At 64.5% G+C, this 220-nt stretch carries 1 pseudogene; it reads left to right on the top strand.

The window, feature by feature from the left end:
* Positions 1-13: 13 nt before the first annotated feature.
* A pseudogene (locus WFK61_RS26085) lies at positions 14-115 on the top strand (transposase); the annotation flags it as partial.
* Positions 116-220: the final 105 nt, after the last annotated feature.

The raw sequence follows: 220 nt of genomic DNA, 5'->3' as shown, positions 1-220 counted from the left end.
GGAGCGGAAGACGATGAAGGATTCGAAGTTCTCGGACGCCCAGAAGGCGTTCATCCTGAAGCAGGGCGCGGACGGGATTCCGGTGGCGGAGATCTGCCGGCGGGCCGGAATGTCAAACGGCGCGCAATGTTGCCCCCCGATCGGCGTCCAATATTGACCCCTTGATGAGCTGTGGCGGTCAGGAGGCGGCGCGGCGGAGCTGGTTTGGGTTGCACAGCCG

It is taken from the genome of Allobosea sp. MMO-172, from assembly GCF_037147855.1.
Lineage (GTDB): Bacteria > Pseudomonadota > Alphaproteobacteria > Rhizobiales > Beijerinckiaceae > Allobosea.
This window is presented reverse-complemented; position numbering and strand designations above follow the sequence as displayed.